This is a genomic window from Streptomyces dryopteridis (assembly GCF_049606955.1).
Lineage (GTDB): Bacteria > Actinomycetota > Actinomycetes > Streptomycetales > Streptomycetaceae > Streptomyces.
Window position 1 is genome coordinate 2,869,522 of the sequence record NZ_CP187113.1, and the last position, 15,946, is coordinate 2,885,467.

Consider the following 15,946-nt stretch of genomic DNA (forward strand, 5'->3'; position numbering starts at 1 on the left):
GCCCGGGCCGACGCGGGGTCAGAGGATCCCGGCGGCCCGGGCGGCGGTGATCCAGGAGGGGAACTCCGAGAGCAGCCGGTCGTACAGCTCCCCGTCGGGCAGGCCGGCGATGTCGTCGACGGCGAAGAAGCCCACGTTGTCGACCCGCCGGCCGGGCAGGGTGTCGAAGCGCTCCAGCACCCCGTACTGGGCCCGGCCCAGACCGACGAACTGCCAGAAGATCGGCTCCTCCACGGCGGCCCGCAGCTCCCGCTCGATCTCCGCGTTGCGGTAGACCCCGCCGTCGGAGAAGAAGAGCACGAGGGTGGGGTGCGGCAGGGGGTGCCGGCGCACGTGCTCGCGGACCTCGGCGATCACCTTCTGCTCCTCGTTCTGCACCCCCACCAGCCTCATGTCCACCTGCCCCTCGACCAGGTCGCGGGGGCGCTTGGCCCGGCCGAACAGCGGACCCATCCGGCCCACCCGGACGTGCAGCTCCAGCCAGCGGGGCAGTTGCCCGATCCGCAGGTCGGGCAGGCGGGCGGGCTGGGAGGCGAAGGTCCACGCCTGCATCTCGCCGTCGTCGTCGAGTTGCGCGGCCACCGCCGCCATCCGCTCGACCACGTCGTGCACGGTGCGCCGGGTGTAGAGGGCGCTCATCGACCCGGAGGCGTCGAGGACGAGCACGATCCGCGCGGTGATCCCGACGGCCCCGTGCTTGCGCAGGCTCACGGCCACCTGCTCCTTGCGCAGCGAGAGCCGTTGCCGCATCTCCGGCGGCAACAGGTGCTCGCCGGCGCCCGGCGCGGACGGGGCCGGTGGCGCGGAGGCCGGCGGCGGCGGGGACACGGGCACCGGCGCGGGCGTCGGCGCGGGGGCGTCGTCCACGGTGATGCCGAAATCGGTGGCCAGCCCGGCGAGCCCACTGGCGTACCCCTGACCCACCGCCCGGAACCTCCAGCCGCCGGCGCGCCGGTACAGCTCCCCGCAGATGAACGCGGTCTCGGAGGCCGCCGTCATCTCGAACCGGGCCAGTTCGGCCCCGCCCACCGCGTCGAGCAGCCGCAGCGTGAGCCCGGGCACCGCCCCGAAGCTCCCGCCGTCGGCCGAGGCCCCGAGCACCACCCGTTCCACCGTCGGTTCGAGGGCGCCCAGCCGGATCTCCAGGGTGTCGGTCAACCCCGTGCCGGCGTGGTGCTTGCCGAGGTGTCGGACCGCGCCCGAGGCGTGCCGGGGCTGGTTGTAGAAGACGAAGTCGTCGTCGTCCCGGACCCGGCCGTCCGGTCCGAGCACCAGGGCCGAGGCGTCGACCTCGGGCACCCCCGGCCGTGTGGTCCAGCCGAGGACGGCGTGCACGGCGGGGGCGTCGACGGGCACGTTGCCACCTTTGGGCAAGGAGGTTCCGGTCATGTGCCCAGTCTCCCCGCAGCCCCTCCCCCCGGGGCAAGACACCGAACGCCCCCACCGCGTCCCGGACGGGGGACGGGGCGGGGGCGCCGGTGGGTCAGTCCCCGGCCAGCGGGAGGTAGACCCGGTTGCCGGCGGCCGCGAACTCCCTGGACTTCTCCAGCATCCCGGCCTCGATCTCCTCGGGGCTCGCGTCGCCGTCCCCGCCGAACTGCTCGCTGATGGAACGGCTGATCTTCATGGAGCAGAACTTCGGACCGCACATGGAGCAGAAGTGCGCGGTCTTGGCGGGTTCGGCCGGCAGGGTCTCGTCATGGAACTCACGCGCCGTGTCGGGGTCGAGGGCCAGGTTGAACTGGTCCTCCCAGCGGAACTCGAAGCGGGCGTCCGAGAGCGCGTCGTCCCATTCCTGCGCCCCCGGGTGCCCCTTGGCGAGGTCGGCGGCGTGCGCAGCGATCTTGTACGTGATCACGCCGGTCTTCACGTCGTCCCGGTTGGGCAGGCCCAGGTGCTCCTTGGGCGTGACGTAGCAGAGCATCGCGGTGCCCCACCAGGCGATCATCGCGGCGCCGATGCCCGAGGTGATGTGGTCGTAGGCGGGCGCGACGTCGGTGGTGAGCGGGCCCAGGGTGTAGAACGGGGCCTCCTCGCAGATCTCCTGCTGGAGGTCGATGTTCTCCTTGATCTTGTGCATCGGGACGTGCCCCGGGCCCTCGATCATAGTCTGCACGCCGTGGCGCTTGGCGATGGTGTTCAGCTCGCCCAGGGTCCTCAACTCGGCGAACTGCGCGGCGTCGTTGGCGTCCGCGATGGACCCCGGACGCAGGCCGTCGCCGAGGGAGTAGGTCACGTCGTAGGCCGCGAGGATCTCGCAGAGCTCCTCGAAGTGGGTGTAGAGGAAGTTCTCCCGGTGGTGCGCCAGGCACCAGGCCGCCATGATCGAGCCGCCGCGCGAGACGATGCCGGTCTTGCGACGGGCCGTCAGGGGCACGTACGGCAGCAGCACTCCGGCGTGCACCGTCATGTAGTCCACGCCCTGTTCGGCCTGTTCGATCACGGTGTCCTTGTAGACCTCCCAGGTCAGCTCCTCGGCCCGGCCGTCCACCTTCTCCAGGGCCTGGTAGAGCGGCACGGTGCCGATCGGGACGGGGGAGTTGCGAAGCACCCACTCGCGGGTGGTGTGGATGTTGCGCCCGGTGGAGAGGTCCATGACGGTGTCGGCGCCCCAGCGGGTGGCCCAGGTCATCTTCTCCACCTCCTCCTCGATGGAGGAGGTGACGGCGGAGTTGCCGATGTTGGCGTTGACCTTCACCAGGAACCGCTTGCCGATGATCATCGGCTCGATCTCGGGGTGGTTGACGTTGGCGGGCAGGACGGCGCGGCCCGCCGCGATCTCCTCGCGCACCACCTCGGGGGCCACGTTCTCGCGCAGCGCCACGAATTCCATCTCGGGGGTGATCTCCCCCCGCCGGGCGTAGGCGAGTTGGGTGACGGCCGCGCCGTCCCGGCCCCGGCGGGGCACGCGCGGCCGGCCCGGGAAGACCGCGTCGAGGTTGCGCAGCCCGCCGCGCGGCGAGGTGTGCCTGATGCCGTCGTCCTCCGGGCGGACCGGTCGGCCCGCGTACTCCTCGGTGTCCCCCCGGCCGATGATCCAGTTCTCCCGCAACGGGGGGAGGCCGCGTCGGACGTCGGTGTCGACGTTCGGATCGGTGTACGGACCGGAGGTGTCGTACAGCGTGACGTGGTCGCCGGTGGTCAGGTGGACCTGGCGGACGGGCACGCGGAGGTCGGGCCGGGAGCCCGTGACGTAGCCCTTGTGCCATCCGGGCGCGCGCTCGCCCGTGCTCCCCGGGGCGTCCTGGCCGGACCCGGGCGTGCCTGTGTGCTGCATGGTCATGAGACCCATCTCCCTACGCCGGCATTACCCGGTAACAGGTTCAGCGGTCGACGCAGCCGTTCCCGTCGGGACCCGCATCGTGTGATGCGACCCTCGGTTGTCAGCGCCCTCTCAGCCCGGTGCTCCGAGCTCCCGCGTAGTGCAAAGGTGCCCCCACGCTAGCGTCACCCGTGGCGCGCTGACCAGTGGGCCCCCTCAACTCTTGCGATGATCGACCGGTGAGCTCCTCGCCCCCGCCCCCCTCAGACCCCTCCGGACGCCCCCAGCACGGCCGGCCGGACCACGGCCAGGGCACCACCGGCCACACCGGTCACTCCGGACCGCCCCAGCAGCCGCCCCGGCCCCATGAGCAACACCCGGGCCACATGCCACCGCCGTACCCCGGCCCCCCCATGCCCCCCAACGGCCCCACCGGTCCCGCGATGCCCGGGTACGGGCACCCGCACGGCGATCCGCACGGCAATCCGCACGCCGACCCCCACGGCACGGAACCCGCGCACCCCGGCCACGAACACGGGGCCCACGCGCACGCGGGTCACGAGCACGCCGGTCACGGCGGCCCACCCCCCGCGTCCGGCGGCCACGGCGGCCACGGGCACAGCCATCACCACGGCCCGGCCGCCCCGGTCTCCCGGCACCTGCGCAAGGTGATCGCCGCCGTGCTGATCCCCTTCGCGGGCGCGGTCCTCGTCGGCATGATCGCGCTGTGGCCCGGCGGCACCCCGGGGCACGAGCGCACCGGGGTGGGCTTCGACCGACAGACCCAGCAGGGGAAGGTGGTCGAACTGGTCACCGTGGACTGTGCGTCCGTGAACGCCGCGCAGGTCCCCGTGGACGGTCCCGGGGGCACCGGCGGCGCCGGGGAGCCGACGAAGGCGGCGAAGGGGAAGCAGGACTGCAAGAAGGCCACCATCGAGGTGACCACCGGCCCGGACAAGGGCCGCAAGTTCGGCGAGATCGTCCAGCCCGGCGCCCCGCGCCAGTTGAACGACCAGCAGGAGATCGTCGTCGCGTACGCCCCGGACGCCCCGCGCGACCTGCAGTACTCGGTGATCGACGTGAACCGGAAGTTCCCGCTCGCGCTGCTCGCCGGCATCTTCGCGCTCGCGGTGGTCCTGGTCGGCCGGATGCGCGGGGTGTTCGCGCTGGTAGCGCTCGCGGTGAGCTTCGGGGTGCTGAGCCTGTTCATCCTGCCCGCCATCCTCCAGGGCTCGAACCCGCTGGTGGTGGCCGTGGTCGGGGCCAGCGCCATCATGCTGATCGCGCTCTACATGTGCCACGGGTTGACGGCGCGCACCTCGGTGGCGGTGTTGGGCACCCTGGTCTCGCTGCTGCTGATCGGCCTGCTGGGCTCGTGGTTCATCGGCTGGGCCTTCCTCAGCGGCAACACCGACGACAACACGGGCCTGATCCACGGCCTGTACCCGGACATCGACATGAGCGGCCTGCTGCTCGCCGGGGTCATCATCGGCTCCCTCGGCGTGCTCGACGACGTGACGGTCACCCAGACCTCCGCCGTGTGGGAGCTGCACCAGGCCGACCCCTCGATGGGGCCCCGGGCCCTGTACCGGGCGGGCATCCGGATCGGCCGGGACCACATCGCCTCGGTGGTCAACACCCTGGTGCTGGCGTACGCGGGCGCGGCCCTGCCGCTGCTGCTGCTGTTCTCGATCGCGAACAGCAGCATGGGCACGGTGGCCAACAGCGAGCTGGTGGCGGAGGAGATCGTGCGCACCCTGGTGGGCTCGATCGGTCTGGTGGCCTCGGTGCCGGTGACCACCGCGCTGGCCGCGATCGTGGTCTCGGCGGACCGTCCCGAGCCGGCCGCGGCCGGTGCCGGGGCCGGCGGGGCGGCGGGCGCCGCGGGCGCCGGGTCCGCGCCCCGGGCCGGGCGAGGCCGGCGGCGCAAGCGCTGAACGCGTCGGGCCGGGGTCCGTCGTGGACCCCGGCCCGTTCCCCTCGCGCGGATCAGCCCGCGTTGCGCTCGTTCTGACGGCCCGACAGGATCCGCTCCAGCGCCTCGTCGAGGTGGCTCTCGAAATCGCCCCGGCTGCGCTCCTGTCCCAACGGGACGAGCCGGTCGGTGCGGTCGAGGAAGGCCACGAGGGGGGCCGCGCCGGCCCGGAAAAGGGCCCGGTCCCCGCCGACCTGGAGCCGGATGTGCACGTCGGACAGGTCCTCGGGGTCGGTGGGCTCGATCCGCACGTCCCCGTCCCCACAGGGCCGGTTGATCCCGTCGAGGAGGAGTTCCCGCCCGAAGGCCCAGGTCACGGGGGCGTCCCCGGGAAGGTGGAAGGTGAGGCGCACCGCGTACGGATCACACGCGTCGTAGCGCAACTCCACCGGAATCCGGAACGCGAGCTCCTCCGAGACGAGGAAGCTCATCATGACCTCTGCCTGCACCGTTTCCCGCATCTGATACCCCGCTGTCGTGAAAGTGGCCAGGAACGATCCCCCAGAGCCCTCTTGACAAGAGTGGTGGAAGTGCTAGCGGATCACAAGCAGTGAGTTTTCAGATACTGATAGAGAACGAGAGGGTGCTCATCAGCGTGCCTACTTCATTCCGTAGTCGATCGATTGCAGACGGCAAACGATCGGCACGGTCGGAGGGGAGGGAAATGGCCAAGGTCGCTGCGGTGTTTCCGACCGTGATGGGGATGGCCGCGCACACCGTGCCCAGGGCGTACTCCTGACGCTCCGTGACCGGTTCCATCCGCCCCTGGGCCGCGAACCGCTCCTCCAACTCCCGCCGGTCGCCTACCGTGTACGGGGTGACCTTCCCCACCGGGTGCCGGGCGAGGTGGTCGCGGCGGGCCTCGTCGTCCAATTGGCCGATCAGACACTGGCCGATCGCGTGCGCGTGCCCGGTGGCGCGGAAATCGGCCCATTCGCGGACGGCCGGGGCGGCGAGGGTGTCGGAGACGCCGACGACCTCGATCTCCCCGTACCGGTAGAGGGCGAAGTAGACCGGGGCGCCCACCACGTCGCGGAAGTGGGCGAGCGAGTCGAGGATCATGGTGCGACGTTTCTGCTCCACCCCACCGTCGGCCAGCCGGCGGGCCGCCGGACCGAGCACGAACACCCCGGCCTCGCGCCGCAGATAGCCCTCGTGGGTGAGGGTGCGCAGCAGGTGGTAGGCGGTCGGCAGGGACAGGCCCGCCTCCCGGGCGAGCTGTTTGGCCGGTGCGCCCTCGCGGTGCGAACCCACCGCCTCCAGCAGGCGCAGGGCCCGTTGCACGGACCCGATCAGTGTCGGCACGGCGGTGTTGCGGACCGTCGGCAAAACCTCACCCCCAGGCGTGGCGAAGGGCCGCGGGCACTGCTCCGGCACTCGACCGGGCCCGCGCTGCCGCCGTCCTGGATCACGAGCCCACACGCGCGACCCTCGGAGCGCGGCGGGTCACACGGGGCTCCGGAAGTGGGGTCGGCGCCCAAGGGCGACACGGTTCAGCACTGTATCGGCCGCCTCGCCGCCGAAGCGGGGTCCGCCGGGGCACGTTCCCCCGGGCGGCGCAACGCCCCGCCGCGCGGGGTCCTCGTCCGCTCCGGTCCGGGCCGGAAACGGGGCCGGGACGGGGCCGGAACGACGAACGGGTGGGTACCCCCGCAGGGGCCCCACCCGTCACATCGGCCTCACCACTTGTCGGTGGAGGACTTGCCGCCGCCGCCGAACCTCTTCACCAGCCAGATCAGACCGGCGACCAGGCCCACGAACAGCAGCACCTTGAAGACGATGCCGACGAGGGTGCTGAGGATCGAGGTGATGACCCCGCCGAACACGAAGAGGGCGACCAGCGGAATGGCGACCCACTTGACCCACCACGGCAGTCCCGCGAAAACCTCTCGGATCTGGTCCATCGCCCGCTCCTCTTCCCCACGCTCGACAAGCTCCACGACCTCGTGCGCGGCGCCCGCCCTCGGCGGTCCCCACCGGGTCCCTGTTGTCTTCGACTCTAGGAGCCGGACGGGTCCCGCGGGGGCCCGCGAGCCCCCGTCCGTCCCTGATCCGACCCCTAGGGGACACGGGGGTCGAAGGCCCTCGGGCCTCGGGGTTCCTCAGCCCTCCGGCGGCGAGAACACCACCATGACCCGCAGGTCCTCGGTGATGTGGTGGAACCTGCGCGGCACCCCGCCCGGCACGTGCACCACACCGCCCCGGGCCACCACGGTGGTCTCCTCGCCGACCGTGAGCGAGGCCCGCCCGCTCACGACGAAGAACAGCGCGTCCTGCGGCTGCGGCCGCTGCGGGTCCGTCGCCCCCGCCGGGAGCGCGTACAACCCCGCCGACATGTTCCGCTCCCGCAGGAACCGCAGGTACGCGCCGTCGTTCGCGGCCCGCTCGGCGTCGAGCTCGTCCAACCGAAATGCCTTCATCTGATCCTGTCCGTCTTCTCGCGCCCGATCGCGCTCTCGTTCCGGCGTCCCGAGGGACGCGGCATCGGCCGTGCCGGCGATGCCCCACCACGATCTTCTCTGCCACGATCGTGGGTATGACGAATTTCCTGATCAAGACGGTCGCCAACGCGGCGGCCCTGGCCGTCGCGGTCTGGCTCGTCGCCGGGATCACCCTCACCGGCGCCGACACCGGCCGCAAGACCATCACCCTGATCCTGGTCGCGCTGGTCTTCGGACTGGTGAACCTGGTCGTCAAGCCGGTGGTGAAGCTGCTGTCCTTCCCTCTCTTCCTCCTCACCCTGGGCCTGTTCACCCTGGTCGTGAACGCCCTGATGCTGCTGCTCACCTCGTGGCTGGCCGACAAGCTCGACCTCGCCTTCCACGTGGACGGCTTCTGGGCCGCGCTCATCGGCGGCCTGATCGTCTCCGTCGTCTCCTGGGCCGTGAACGCGGCCCTGCCCGACCGTGACTGAGCCCCGCGCCGGCGCCCCGATCGGGGACGGCACCCGGGCCGTCCGCGCGGGCCTGCCGGAGCCCGTCAAGAACGAACCCACCCTGCCCGGCCCGGTCTTCGCCGCCCACTTCCACCTCCCCGGCGAGGTCTCCGGCCCCTACACCTACGGCCGGGACACCAACCCCACCTGGACCCTCCTGGAGAACGCGATCAGCGAACTGGAGGCACCGGGGGACGAGCGGGCGCAGACGGTGGTGTTCGCCTCCGGCATGGCCGCGATATCGGCCGTGCTGTTGTCGCAGACCCGCGCCGGGGACACCGTGGTCCTCCCCGACGACGGCTACCAGGCGCTGCCGCTGCTGCGGGAGCAACTGGCCGCGTACGGGGTCGAGGTGCGCACCGCGCCCACCCGGGACGGGGCCCAGCTCGGGCCGCTGGCCGGCTCCGGGGCCCGGCTGCTGTGGATCGAGACCCCCTCCAACCCCGGGTTGGACGTGTGCGACGTGCGGGCCCTCGCGGACGCGGCGCACGCCGAGGGCGCCCTGGTCGCCGTGGACAACACCCTGGCCACGCCGCTGGGCCAGCGGCCCCTGGCGCTGGGCGCGGACTTCTCCGTGGCCAGCGGCACCAAGGGGCTGACCGGCCACGGGGACCTGCTGCTCGGCTACGTCACCTGCCGCGATCCGCTGCTCGCGGACTCGGTGCGGCGTTGGCGCAAGGTCGTGGGCGCGATCCCCGGCCCGATGGAGGCATGGCTCGCGCACCGGTCCCTGGCCACCCTGGACCTGCGGGTGCGGCGGAGCTGGGAGAACGCGGTGGCGGTGGCCCGGGCCCTGTCCGACCGGCCGGAGGTCACAGGGCTGCGCCAGCCCGGTCTGGTCGGGGACCCCGCGTACCCCTTGGCGAGCCGGCAGATGCGCGGGCCGGGGCCGATCGTCTCCTTCACCCTGGCGGACCGGGCGACGGCCGAGCGGTTCATGGCGGCGCTGCGGCTGGTGGAGGACGCGACCAGCTTCGGCGGGGTGCGCTCCACGGCCGAGCGGCGGGGCCGGTGGGGCGGGGACGCGGTGCCGGAGGGCTTCATCCGGTTCTCGGCCGGCGCCGAGGACACGGCGGACCTGGTCGCGGACGTGCTGCGGGCGCTGGACGAGGCAGGCGCCGGCGCGGCCGCCCCGGGAGCGGCTCCGGCGTGAGCGGGGGCCCGCCGGTCGGGTCGGGGAAGGCGCCCGGGGCCTCCCTGACCGGCCGGGCGGCCCCGGCACGTTTCGGAAGCGGAGCGCTGGGCCACTCTTCTCCCATGACCGAACGTCCCGTGGTCAAACGCACCGCGCGCGCCATCCTGCTCGACGGTGCCGACCTCATCCTCATCAAACGCACCCGCCCCGGGGTGGACCCGTACTGGCTCACCCCCGGCGGCGGGGTGGAACCGGAAGACGCCACCGTCGTCGACGCCCTGCACCGGGAGGTGGACGAGGAACTCGGCGCGAAGATCACCGACGTCGTGCCCTGCTTCGTGGACACGGTGGAGCACATCGAGGCGGGCGGGGTGACCGGCTGCAAGGTGCAGCACTTCTTCGTCTGCCGGCTGGAGTCCATGGACCCCTCGCGCCGGCACGGGCCCGAGGTGGACGAGCCCGTGGGCGAGTACGAGATCGTCCGGGTCCCGTTCAGCCGGGTCGGGATCGCCGCCGTGCACCTGGTGCCGCTGTCCCTGCGCCACTACCTCGACGGGAACATCGAAGGGGTGCGGGCCATGCACGCCCCCGACCTGGGCTGACCCCGTCCCCCGGCCCGGCCGGTCTCAGCCCGCGCGCCCGAGCACCTCGTCGAACTCGTCGAAGCGGATCCGGTCCCCCGGGATCCCGATCCGCTTCAGGGCGGCCACCTCGTCGCGGATCATCGCGGGGGGCCCCGAGACGAACGCGTCGTAGGCGTGCCACGGCCCGTGCTCGCCCGCCGCCTGCGGCAGTTGCCCCACCAGCCCCTCGCAGACCACGGGGCGCACCGACAGCCAGGGGTGCGAGCGCTGGAGCCCGAGCAGGGTGTCCTTCACGTACAGGTCGCCGTCGGTGCGGGCGCCGAAGAACACCTCCATGGGACGCCGTTCGCCGTGCTCGGCCACGTCCTCGATCAGGGCCTTGATCGGGGCGATGCCGGTACCGCCGCCCAGGCACAGCATCCCGTTGTCGGTGCTGTGGTCCACCACCATCGAGCCGGCCGGCGGGCCCAGCCGCAGCACGTCGCCGGGGCGGGCGTGCCGGACCAACGCGGTGGAGACCCAGCCCGCCGGCACGGCCTTCACGTGGAACGAGAGCAGGCCGTCGGCGCGCGGGGCGGAGGCGAAGGAGTAGTTCCGCCACACCCGCGGCCACCACGGGGTCTCCAGGCTCGTGTACTGGCCCGCGAGGAAGGGGTAGGGCTGGTCGGGGCGGACGGTGAGCACCGCGATGTCCCGGGTGCGCAGCTCGTGGGAGACCACCTCGCCCTGCCACCAGGCGGGGGCGGTGCGCTCCGATTCGGCCGCCGCGTCGATCATCGTCTGCGAGATCAGCGTGTAGGCGCGGACCCAGGCCGCCTCGGTCTCCGGCCCCCAGACCTCCGCCGCGTGCCGGGACAGGGCCCCGACGAGGGCCTCGCCGACGGCCGGGTAGTGCTCGGAGCGGGTGCCGTACTTGCGGTGTCCGCTGCCCAGGCGGCGCAGGTAGGGGACGAGCACCTCCGGGTTGTCGATGTGCTCGGCGGCCGTGAGCAGGGCGGTCAGCAGCCGGTCTCGCTGGACGTCCATGGCGGCGGGGAACATGGCCCGCAGGTTCGGGTGCTCGGTGAAGAGCAGGGCGTAGAAGTACGAGGTGACCCGGTCGGCGGTGGGGGCGATCTCGGCGAGGGTGCGACGGATCAGCACGGCGTCGGCGGAGGGCTCCGCCACCGTCCCGGCCGCGACGGGAGCCGCTGCGGGGGCGGGTTCGGGGGCCGGCGCGGGCGGCGCGGGGGCGGCCGGTGCGGGGGCCGGGGTGACGGGCTCGGGGCCGTGCTCGGCCTCGGGGTGCTCGGTGACGACGGCCAAGTGCAGGGTGGCCGGGGCCTGTTCGGCGACGGGGGCGGGCGCGGGCCAGACCCCGGGGCGGGGCACCGGCACGGTGTGCCACTCGGGAGCGGCCCACTCGGCCGCGGGCGCGGGCTGCGGCACGGGCCCGGGCGCGGCCGGGGGCACGGGGTCGGGCGCGGCCGGCACGGTCGGCGGGGCGGTGGGCATGGGCGGGATCGGCCGCGTCTCGACCGGTACCGGCACAGAGGGCGGGGCCGCGGCCTGGATCGGGGTCGGGGCCGGCTCGGCCGCGGGCACGGGGAGGGCGGTCGGGCCGGAGGCGGCCAGAGGGGGCAGGGCCGGCAGCCGGATCGGGATGGTGACGCCGGTGGGGGGCGTGGTGGGGGAGGACGGCGGGACGGTGTGGAGGAGGGGAACGGATGCCGGCGCGGGGGCGGGGTTGCCCCCGCCGGTCGCGCGGCCCACCAGGGGTATCCGGTCCTTGCGTCTGGCCGGCTTGACGGGCGGAGCGTCCATGCGGTGCCTCGCTTCGAACATCTCGGTCGGTCTGCACTCCGCCGGGGACTCGGCCCTCGGTCGGGGAAACCGCAATATGCCGGCCCGTCGCGAGCCCCCGTGGGAATTGGGCGAAACCCGCGCCCGGCCCCGGGGGAGCCCCTAGGATGCCGCGTTCCCCGGGCCGGTCCCGGGGACGAGGGCGAAGGCGTCCCGGAGGTCTTCGCCCTGGTAGACGTGGGTGGCGCGGGCCGCGATCCAGGGTCTGGCGTTGACCGCGACGGAGATCGGGACGGCCGCGAACAGGGCTTCGTCGGTGTTCGAATCGCCGTACGCCACGCAATCCTTTCGGGTGAGGCCGAAGCGCGCGCAGAGCCGATCGGCGACCACGACCTTGCCCGCCGGGGTCAGGAGTCCGGCGGGGTCCAGGGGGACGACGGGGACGCCGAAGGGCGGCGCCGGGAACACCGAGCCGTGGGCGGCGTCGGCCCCCCAGTCCAGCAGCAACTCCACGAAGAAGGAGGGCGAGAGGGAGACCACCGCGCAGTGCTCGCCCCGGGCGCGGATCTCCCGCCAGACCTCACGGATCCCGAGCAGCCAGGGCGCGCCGTCGAAGGCGGTTCGCACGTGCTCCGCCGTCAGCCCGCTCCACAGCGCGTACAGCTCCCGGGCGAACTCGGCGGGCGGCAGGCCGGCGGAGAAGGCCCGCTCCAGAGCGACGATCTCCCTTTCGAGGCCGAGCTGTCGGGAGATCTCCACCGGGGCCGCGGAATCACGGATCAGCGTGCCGTCGAGGTCGAAGAGGTGCAATCGGGTCATGCCCGCAGACGCTAGTACGCCTCCGCGCCCGTGGGCCGCCCTGTTTCACGTGAAACAGCGGCTCGCCGCGCACCCCCGGACCCCTGTTTCACGTGAAACAGGGGCCTGTTTCACGTGAAACACGCCGCGCGTTTCACGTGAAACATCGGACACCGGGAACCCCTTGGCCGGGCCGGGATCGTGCACGAGGGTGGGTCCCAAGAGCTGTGAGCGCCCCGTGCCGTGCCCGGACGGGGCCGAGAAAGGACCGCACGTGAGCACCGCCCCCGGCCCCCTCCCCACCCCCGACGCCTCCCCCACCCCCGGCGAGGACGAGCTCCTCATCCGCCCGGCCGTCGAGGCGGACCTGCCCGCCGTCGTCGCGATGCTGGCCGACGACACCCTCGGGGCGAGTCGTGAGGACCCCAGCGACCTCGCCCCCTACCGCCGCGCCTTCCTCGCCCTGGCCGCCGACCCGAACCAGCACCTCGTGGTCGCCGAACGCGCCGGCCGCGTCGTGGGCACCCTCCAGCTCACGGTGATCCCCGGACTCTCCCTGAAGGGCACCACCCGGGGCCTGATCGAAGGCGTCCGCGTGCACGCCGACGAGCGCGGCAACGGTCTGGGCAGCCGGTTCATCGCCTGGGCCGTGGAGAAGAGCCGCGCCGAGGGCTGCGCGGTGGTGCAGCTGACCTCCGACAAGTCCCGGGTGGACGCGCACCGCTTCTACGAGCGGCTCGGCTTCACCGGCTCCCACCTCGGCTTCAAGCTCAAGCTCTGATCCCGGCCCGGCAGCCCTGGCCCCGCCGGCCCCGCCCCGTCACCGGCCCGGGCGCCCGTCCGATGTCGGCGGCCGGTCGTACCATCCGCGCATGAGCCGCAGCCTTCCCCTCGTGACCGTCGCCGACCGCCGGGCCCGGCTCGGCCGGCGCCACCGTCTGGCCCCCGGCACCGGTGCGGACCGGCTCGCCGGGGCCGCCGACGCGGTGGTGGCCCTGCACGCCACGGACGCCGCCACCGTCTTCCTCTCCGCCCGCGCCCGGCTCGATCCCACCCGGGCGGACGCGAGCCCGGCGGGCATCGAGCGGGCCCTGTACGAGGAGGTCGAGGTGGTGCGGGCGCTGTGCATGCGCCGCACCCTGTTCGCGTTCTCCACCGAGTTCGCCCCCTTCGTTGACTCCTCCACCGGCCGGCGGATCGCGGCCAAGGAGCGGGCCGGGCTGCTCAAGCACCTCGCGGAGGACGGTGCGGGCATGGACGCGGCCTGGCTGGCCGAGGTCACCGAGGCCACCCTCGCCGCCCTGGACGCGGGCGGCCCCAGCACCGGCGGGGCCCTGTCCGCCGCCCTGCCCGAGCTGCGGCGCAAGTTCACCTACGACCGGGGCAAGAAGTGGGAGACCACCACCGGGGTGGCCTCGCGGGTGCTGCGGGTGCTGGCCGCCGAGGGCCGGATCCGTCGTGACCGGCCCGTGGGCTCGTGGGTCTCCAGCCAGTTCCGGTGGACCCGCGCCGAGCCCTGGCCGGAGCTCCCCGAGGCCGGGGCCCGCGCCGAACTGGCCCGACGCTGGCTGTACGCCTACGGACCGGCCTCGGAACGGGACCTGGCCTGGTGGACGGGGTGGACCCTGACCCAGGTGCGGGCCGCGCTGGCCGCCGTGGACGCCGAGGAGGTCCGGCTCGACGACGGCTCCACCGCCCTCGTGCTGCCCGGTGACACCGGCCCCGAGACCACCCCCGAACCGTGGGCGGCCCTGCTGCCCGCCCTGGACCCGAGCGCCATGGGCTGGGCCGACCGCTCCTTCCACCTCGACCCCGCGCACCGGCCGGCCCTCTTCGACCGGGCGGGCAACATCGGGCCCACGGTGTGGTGGAACGGCGCGGTCGTCGGCGGCTGGGCGCAGCGCGCCGACGGGACGGTGGTGTGGCGGGCCCTCGCCGACCTCGACACCCGGGCGCGGGCGGCGGTGGACCGGGAGGCGGAGCGCTTGGGCGACTGGCTCGGCCCGGTCCGGGTGACCCCCCGCTTCCGCACCCCCCTGGAACGCGAACTCACGGCCTGAACCTCCGACCCCCCGCGCCGCCCGGCGGCCCTCAGGCCCGTCCGGCGCCCCAACCGCGCGGGTCGACGCCACCGGGCACCGGGGCCGCCGGATCGTAGGGGGCGCGGGTGAACACGAACGAGGCCACGTCGAGGTGCCCGACCGTCCCGTCGGCGGCCCGCACCGCCCGCAGGGTCTCGTAGGCGTGGTAGCCGGATTCGCCGGTCCAGGTCCCGTCCGCCGCCGGCCGGAACCGGGCCGCCCGGCCCGCCCCGCCGACCGGCGCCAGCTCCAGGGCCCCGCCGGCCAGGGCCCGCAGGGTGTGGGCCGCCGTCCCCCAGTACCAGACCCCGGCGAGTTCCAGCGCCGCCGGCGGCACCTCCGCCGGTCGCCAGGGCGCCGGGAAGGCGGGTTCGGCCTCGATCACGCGGCCCATCAGCTCGGCCGCCAGGGTCGCCGCCGGCAGCCCGGAGGTGCAGTTCGCGAGGGCCACCCCCACCAGGTCCTGGGCGGGATCGATCCACAGCCCGGCCACGTACCCGGGCAGGGACCCGGTGTGCCCGATCCACTGCCGGCCGCCGACCCGCAACAGTTGCAGCCCGAGCCCGTAGGAGCCGTCCGGGCCCCAGGCGTCGGCCGGGGCCGCCGACAGGGCCATCGCCCGCACCGACTCGAGCGCCAACACGCCCTCCTGACCGTGCGCCAGGAAGTGTCCGAAGCGGACCAGGTCGGTGACGGAGGACCACAGCTGCCCGGCCGGGGCCATCAGCCCGAGGTCCTCGACCCGTTCGGGCTGTACCACGTCCGCCCAGGGGTGCACCGCCCAGCCCCGCGCGTACGGCTCCACCGGCCCGTACGAGGTGTCGCGCAGCCCCAGCGGCTCCAGCACCTCCGCCGTGAGCGACTCGATCCAGGGCCGTCCGCGCACCGCCGTGACCAGCGCACCGAGCAGGGTGTAGCCGGTGTTGGAGTAGTGGAACCGGCCCCGGGCCCCGGTCCGCGCCGGATCCGGGCCGAGCACGGCCGCGAGGTCCGGGTGGTGCCCGGCCTCCGACCGCTCCCACCACGGCCCGGGGGTCTCCGCGCCCAGTCCGGCCGTGTGCGAGAGCAGGGAGGCGATCGTGGCCGCCCCGGCCACCGGGCCCGCCTCCGGCACGTGACGGCCGATCGGGTCCTCCGGGGAGATCAGGCCCTCGTCCCACAGCCGGCGCACCAGCACCGCCGTGAACACCTTCGTGATGGAGCCGACCCGGTAACGCACCCGGGCCCCGGCCTCCTCGCCCACCCCGCCCGTCCACAGCGGACGGCCGCCCCGGGCCACCGCCGCCGACACCGAGGGGGCCCGCCCCTCTGCCTGGGCCGTGGCCAGCCGGTGGTCCAGGGACCGCAGGGTCCCGGGCAGGAGTTCGCGCGCGTACCGGTCCGTGTCCATGATC

15 protein-coding genes are annotated in these 15,946 nt (G+C 73.8%); 6 read left to right on the top strand and 9 right to left on the bottom strand.

All coding sequences use genetic code 11. The annotated features are described in order from the left end of the window. Positions 1 to 18: 18 nt before the first annotated feature. Together ACN20G_RS12185 and thiC are read right to left on the bottom strand one after the other, a co-directional pair. Positions 19 to 1,389: a VWA domain-containing protein gene (locus ACN20G_RS12185; protein WP_424212772.1), complete on the bottom strand. Its 1,371-nt coding sequence runs from the start codon at positions 1,387 to 1,389 to the stop codon at positions 19 to 21. A gap of 94 nt (positions 1,390 to 1,483) precedes the next feature. Further along, positions 1,484 to 3,283 carry a phosphomethylpyrimidine synthase ThiC gene (gene thiC / locus ACN20G_RS12190; RefSeq protein ID WP_424212773.1) on the bottom strand — a complete coding sequence of 600 codons (1,800 nt, stop codon included), beginning with the start codon at positions 3,281 to 3,283 and terminating at the stop codon, positions 1,484 to 1,486. 392 nt (positions 3,284 to 3,675) lie between these two features. On the opposite strand from thiC, the gene ACN20G_RS12195 reads away from it, so the two are divergent. Continuing rightward, the gene (locus ACN20G_RS12195) at positions 3,676 to 5,199 is read left to right on the top strand and encodes a YibE/F family protein (RefSeq protein WP_424212774.1); all 1,524 of its coding nucleotides are present in this window, start codon (positions 3,676 to 3,678) and stop codon (positions 5,197 to 5,199) included. Between the two features lie 52 nt (positions 5,200 to 5,251). Here ACN20G_RS12195 and ACN20G_RS12200 read toward each other — a convergent pair whose 3' ends face one another. The 4 genes from ACN20G_RS12200 to ACN20G_RS12215 all read right to left on the bottom strand — a co-directional run bounded on the left by ACN20G_RS12200 (position 5,252) and on the right by ACN20G_RS12215 (position 7,657). Further along, on the bottom strand, positions 5,252 to 5,698 hold the full coding sequence (locus tag ACN20G_RS12200) for an SsgA family sporulation/cell division regulator (RefSeq protein ID WP_424212775.1): 447 nt from the start codon (positions 5,696 to 5,698) through the stop codon (positions 5,252 to 5,254). Between the two features lie 97 nt (positions 5,699 to 5,795). Then, entirely contained in the window at positions 5,796 to 6,542 is a 747-nt protein-coding gene (locus ACN20G_RS12205; RefSeq protein ID WP_424212776.1) for an IclR family transcriptional regulator, read from the bottom strand. 374 nt (positions 6,543 to 6,916) lie between these two features. Beyond that, entirely contained in the window at positions 6,917 to 7,141 is a 225-nt protein-coding gene (locus ACN20G_RS12210; protein WP_424212777.1) for a DUF5326 family protein, read from the bottom strand. 198 nt (positions 7,142 to 7,339) lie between these two features. Beyond that, complete coding sequence (locus ACN20G_RS12215; RefSeq protein WP_424212778.1) at positions 7,340 to 7,657, bottom strand: cupin domain-containing protein; 318 nt, start codon at positions 7,655 to 7,657, stop codon at positions 7,340 to 7,342. Between the two features lie 116 nt (positions 7,658 to 7,773). On the opposite strand from ACN20G_RS12215, the gene ACN20G_RS12220 reads away from it, so the two are divergent. The 3 genes from ACN20G_RS12220 (at position 7,774) to ACN20G_RS12230 (ending at position 9,909) form a co-directional block, all read left to right on the top strand. Further along, a complete protein-coding gene (locus ACN20G_RS12220; RefSeq protein ID WP_424212779.1) occupies positions 7,774 to 8,151 on the top strand; it encodes a phage holin family protein in 378 nt (125 codons plus the stop codon). After that, positions 8,144 to 9,325, top strand: coding sequence for a cystathionine gamma-lyase (locus ACN20G_RS12225; RefSeq protein ID WP_424212780.1), 1,182 nt, complete (start codon positions 8,144 to 8,146; stop codon positions 9,323 to 9,325). Before ACN20G_RS12220 ends, ACN20G_RS12225 begins: the two co-directional genes overlap by 8 nt. A gap of 104 nt (positions 9,326 to 9,429) precedes the next feature. Then, entirely contained in the window at positions 9,430 to 9,909 is a 480-nt protein-coding gene (locus ACN20G_RS12230; RefSeq protein ID WP_424212781.1) for an NUDIX domain-containing protein, read from the top strand. Positions 9,910 to 9,933: 24 nt separating this feature from the next. Here the strand turns inward: ACN20G_RS12230 and ACN20G_RS12235 are convergent, their stop codons facing one another. Beyond that, a complete protein-coding gene (locus tag ACN20G_RS12235; RefSeq protein ID WP_424212782.1) occupies positions 9,934 to 11,694 on the bottom strand; it encodes a globin domain-containing protein in 1,761 nt (586 codons plus the stop codon). 141 nt (positions 11,695 to 11,835) lie between these two features. Then, entirely contained in the window at positions 11,836 to 12,492 is a 657-nt protein-coding gene (locus tag ACN20G_RS12240; protein WP_424212783.1) for an HAD family hydrolase, read from the bottom strand. Positions 12,493 to 12,745: 253 nt separating this feature from the next. Between ACN20G_RS12240 and ACN20G_RS12245 the strand changes: the two genes are divergently transcribed. Further along, entirely contained in the window at positions 12,746 to 13,252 is a 507-nt protein-coding gene (locus tag ACN20G_RS12245; RefSeq protein WP_424212784.1) for an N-acetyltransferase family protein, read from the top strand. 91 nt (positions 13,253 to 13,343) lie between these two features. After that, complete coding sequence (locus tag ACN20G_RS12250; protein WP_424212785.1) at positions 13,344 to 14,531, top strand: winged helix DNA-binding domain-containing protein; 1,188 nt, start codon at positions 13,344 to 13,346, stop codon at positions 14,529 to 14,531. A gap of 31 nt (positions 14,532 to 14,562) precedes the next feature. On the opposite strand, the gene ACN20G_RS12255 is transcribed toward ACN20G_RS12250, so the two are convergent. Further along, positions 14,563 to 15,942 (bottom strand): serine hydrolase domain-containing protein, encoded by a 1,380-nt coding sequence (locus ACN20G_RS12255; RefSeq protein ID WP_424212786.1) that lies wholly within the window; start codon positions 15,940 to 15,942, stop codon positions 14,563 to 14,565. Positions 15,943 to 15,946: the final 4 nt, after the last annotated feature.

Bases quoted from the DNA above. Each gene is read 5' to 3' on its own strand.
- ACN20G_RS12185 (WP_424212772.1), bottom strand. From the start codon at position 1,389: ATGACCGGAACCTCCTTGCCCAAAGGTGGCAACGTGCCCGTCGACGCC.
- thiC (WP_424212773.1), bottom strand. From the start codon at position 3,283: ATGACCATGCAGCACACAGGCACGCCCGGGTCCGGCCAGGACGCCCCG.
- ACN20G_RS12195 (WP_424212774.1), top strand. From the start codon at position 3,676: ATGCCCCCCAACGGCCCCACCGGTCCCGCGATGCCCGGGTACGGGCAC.
- ACN20G_RS12200 (WP_424212775.1), bottom strand. From the start codon at position 5,698: ATGCGGGAAACGGTGCAGGCAGAGGTCATGATGAGCTTCCTCGTCTCG.
- ACN20G_RS12210 (WP_424212777.1), bottom strand. From the start codon at position 7,141: ATGGACCAGATCCGAGAGGTTTTCGCGGGACTGCCGTGGTGGGTCAAG.
- ACN20G_RS12215 (WP_424212778.1), bottom strand. From the start codon at position 7,657: ATGAAGGCATTTCGGTTGGACGAGCTCGACGCCGAGCGGGCCGCGAAC.
- ACN20G_RS12220 (WP_424212779.1), top strand. From the start codon at position 7,774: ATGACGAATTTCCTGATCAAGACGGTCGCCAACGCGGCGGCCCTGGCC.
- ACN20G_RS12230 (WP_424212781.1), top strand. From the start codon at position 9,430: ATGACCGAACGTCCCGTGGTCAAACGCACCGCGCGCGCCATCCTGCTC.
- ACN20G_RS12235 (WP_424212782.1), bottom strand. From the start codon at position 11,694: ATGGACGCTCCGCCCGTCAAGCCGGCCAGACGCAAGGACCGGATACCC.
- ACN20G_RS12240 (WP_424212783.1), bottom strand. From the start codon at position 12,492: ATGACCCGATTGCACCTCTTCGACCTCGACGGCACGCTGATCCGTGAT.
- ACN20G_RS12250 (WP_424212785.1), top strand. From the start codon at position 13,344: ATGAGCCGCAGCCTTCCCCTCGTGACCGTCGCCGACCGCCGGGCCCGG.
- ACN20G_RS12255 (WP_424212786.1), bottom strand. From the start codon at position 15,942: ATGGACACGGACCGGTACGCGCGCGAACTCCTGCCCGGGACCCTGCGG.